Origin of the sequence: Mucilaginibacter sp., from assembly GCF_036383575.1 — a bacterium.
In the GTDB taxonomy this organism is placed as follows: Bacteria; Bacteroidota; Bacteroidia; order Sphingobacteriales; family Sphingobacteriaceae; genus Mucilaginibacter.
The window spans coordinates 1-3,314 of record NZ_DASVOB010000482.1 but is presented as its reverse complement, the minus strand read 5'-3'; the positions used below and the strand labels follow the sequence as shown (position 1 = coordinate 3,314).

Sequence of the window (3,314 nt, the reverse complement as noted above, 5' to 3'; positions counted from 1 at the left end):
ATTAGTCGGTTGATGACAGTTTGCGCATTTCATAGCATAAACGCCCTTACCGTCAATACCTCTTTTAGGAAGCATCGTGTGTAAGTGATTGTCATCACCCTGAAGGGGAACATCACCGGACGGGTGGCAGTTCATACACCTGGCGCTCATTAAAACAGTATAAACCTGTTGGAAAGCTCTTACCGATACTACGCTGTCTTTTTTATAAACCACGCGCTCGGGAACAGATAAAGCTGTTTCCTTAAATGAAAGTAATATAGAGCCGGATACCAATAATATCAAATTAATGATTACGAGCTTTTTCATGCCTTTTTAAGTTGGTTATTGATGATCGGTAAATTGTAAATGCGCTTCCCTGTTGCAGCAAAAATGGCGTTGGCTACAGCAGGTGCAGTAGGAGGTACCGCGCACTCGCCTGCTCCACCCATTTTTTCTTTACTGTCAACTATGTAAACATTGATCTTGGGGGCTTCATGCATCCTGGTGATACGGTAATCGTAAAAGTTGCTTTGCTGCAGTTGGCCGTTAACAATTGTGAGATCACCATATACAGCCATAGAGATCCCGAAAATGATCCCGCTTTCCATTTGTAATTTTACGCCCTCTGGATTTACCGCCAACCCACAATCAATAGCACAATCCACTTGATGAACCTTTACAATGCCATCTTCAACGCTTACCTCAGCAATAATGGCTACCACACTGCCAAAAGCTTCGTGAACAGCCACGCCTTTAAATCTTCCTGCGGGTAAAGCCTGGTTCCAGTTACCTTTTTCGGCCACGAGGTTAAGTGCTGCAAGGTGTCGGGAATGATTTTTCAGGAGATTGCGGCGATAAGCCACTGGGTCCTGACCCGCATTATGAGCCAGCTCATCGATAAGCGTTTCCATAACGTAACCGGTATGTGTGCCGCCCACAGATCTGTACCATAAAACCGGAACAACTTCCTTCGTAGTGTGCAGGCCGACAAAATGGTTTGCCAACCCGTCCAGATAAGGGGAACCCTTTACACCTTCAACGGTCGTATCATCTATTGCAGGCGCAGGGCCAAAAAGTACAGATGCATCAGCCATAATTGACTGACCTGCTATATTGTGGTTCCAGGCAACAGGGAGGCCTTCTTTGTCTACACCGATCTTGACATTATGAACATAAAATGGCCGGTAATACCCGCCTTTTAAATCATCTTCCCTGGTCCAAACCATTTTTACAGATTTGCCGGATGCTTTGGCTATGTGAACAGCTTCTGATACAAAATCAGAAGCCGGGGTGGCGCGCCGTCCAAAACCGCCGCCGAGGAAAGGGATATTTATTTTAACCTGATCGGGTTTGAACCCAAGGATTTTCGCTGCGGCCGCCTGATCAACGCCGGGCAGTTGCGTTCCGCACCAGATCTCACAATTGTCATTTTCAATCTTAACGGTGCAGTTAAGCGGTTCCATTGGGGCATGGGCCAGGTAGGGAAAAACGTATTCTGCCGAGATTGTTTTTGCCGCTGTATTTAATGCTGATATTGCATCTCCTTTTTGTTGTACCGGAAGGCCGTTTGTAGCAGCCAGTTTACGGTAGGCGGCGGTTTGAGTTGCGGTGTTTAACTGCACTCCGATGCCATGGTCCCAGGTTATCTTTAACGCTTTACGGCCTTGTTGCGCAGCCCAGAAATGATCGGCAATAACCGCTATGCCGGTAGGGACCTGGACTACCTGTTTAACGCCCGGAACAGCTTTAGCTTTAGATGCATCAAACGATACGACTTTGCCACCAAATACAGGTGCATGTGCAACAACGGCTGTCAGCAATCCGGGAAACTGAATATCCATTCCAAATTGAGCGGACCCGTTAGTCTTCGCAAATGAATCTACCCGTTTGGTTCCTTTACCTATATAATTCCAGTCTTCTGGTGCTTTTAAGGTAACTTTTGCAGGAACGGGCAGCTTTGCAGCATCGTTTGCCAATTCGCCGTATGTGTATCGTTTATTCCCGGCTATGACCGCCCCGTCTGCCGTTTTGCAATTTTCAATTGTTAGTCCCGAACGGGTAGCAGCCGCTTGTACCAGTAATGACCGGGCTGTAGCCCCTGCATTGCGATACCTGTCAAATTCAGACCATGTTGTAGATGAGCCGCCGGTAATTTGCAAACCATAAAAAACGTGGTTGAAGGCTTTATTCGCGCCGCCGTGTTTGATATTAATTTTCTTCAGATCCACATCAAGCTCATCTGCGATCATCATAGGAAGAGTAGTCCAGATACCCTGACCCATTTCTACGTGACTAAGGTAAACGGAGATACTGTTATCGGTACCTATGTTTAAAAATGCATTAGGAGCGAATACGCTTAAATCATTGGTATCGGCAAGAGCAGCTAATTTGTTGGCCTTGGGAATAGTAAATGAAATGAGCAGTCCCCCGCTAAGGAGTGCACCGGATTGTATAAAATTACGCCTGTTCATGGTTTGGCTCCTTCCTGCTGCGCACGGGCAGCCTGATGTATAGCAGCCCGGATCCGCGGATAGGTGCCGCACCTGCATATATTCCCTGACATTGCATCATCAATATCCTGGTCGGTAGGATTTGAGTTTTCCCGCAGCAAAACTGCTGCAGACATAAGTTGTCCGGATTGGCAATAGCCGCATTGAGGAACATCCATCTCGGCCCATGCTTGTTGCAGGGGATGGTCATTGTTTACAGACAGCCCTTCGATAGTTGTAACGCGTTGACCTGCTGCCCGGCTGATTTTGGTAACGCAGGAGCGCACAGCTTCTCCATTCAAATGAACGGTGCACGCACCACATTGGGCGACACCACATCCGAACTTAGTGCCGGTTAGTCCCAAAAGGTCACGAATGACCCACAATAAAGGCATATTCGGATCAGCTTCTACCTCCCGATGCTGTCCGTTAATCGTAATGGCTATCATATGCTATTGTTTTAGTTTGAGAACTGGTACGCTATAAAAGATAAGATTCTGTAAATCAGTATAAATTTATATATAAAAATCAAACTAAAAGTTGAGGAATAAAACATATTTTTTGATTGAGTGGTTCCGGTTTTTCTCAATTGAGAAGTAAGAAAAATGGGGATACTAAAATAAGATCGAAAAATAAAGAGGCTGTATCATAAATCAAATTGCCCCCTGGTGTTGTGTTACTGATGAATTGAAATTTAGTCGATAATATTTTGACTCGTCCGGAAAAAACTATACACAAAAAAAGGTGTATGAAAAAGGAAAACGAGGAGATATTACGGGTAGTGCGAGAAGACAAGCGCAGCCATCTTCCGGCCAATTTACGGGAGCAACTAATAAAAGAGATAGA

General features: G+C 45.6%; 2 protein-coding genes and 1 pseudogene. All 3 read right to left on the bottom strand.

What is annotated here, in order from left to right; translation table 11 throughout:
• Positions 1–306 (bottom strand): annotated as a pseudogene (locus VF500_RS17285) (hypothetical protein); the annotation flags it as partial.
• Entirely contained in the window at positions 303–2,450 is a 2,148-nt protein-coding gene (locus VF500_RS17280; RefSeq protein ID WP_330860877.1) for a xanthine dehydrogenase family protein molybdopterin-binding subunit, read from the bottom strand. The gene VF500_RS17280 and the pseudogene VF500_RS17285, both read right to left, overlap by 4 nt.
• Positions 2,447–2,917, bottom strand: a complete 471-nt coding sequence (locus VF500_RS17275; RefSeq protein WP_330860876.1) for a (2Fe-2S)-binding protein — start codon at positions 2,915–2,917, stop codon at positions 2,447–2,449. The genes VF500_RS17280 and VF500_RS17275 overlap by 4 nt, the downstream gene beginning before the upstream one ends.
• Positions 2,918–3,314 lie beyond the last annotated feature (397 nt).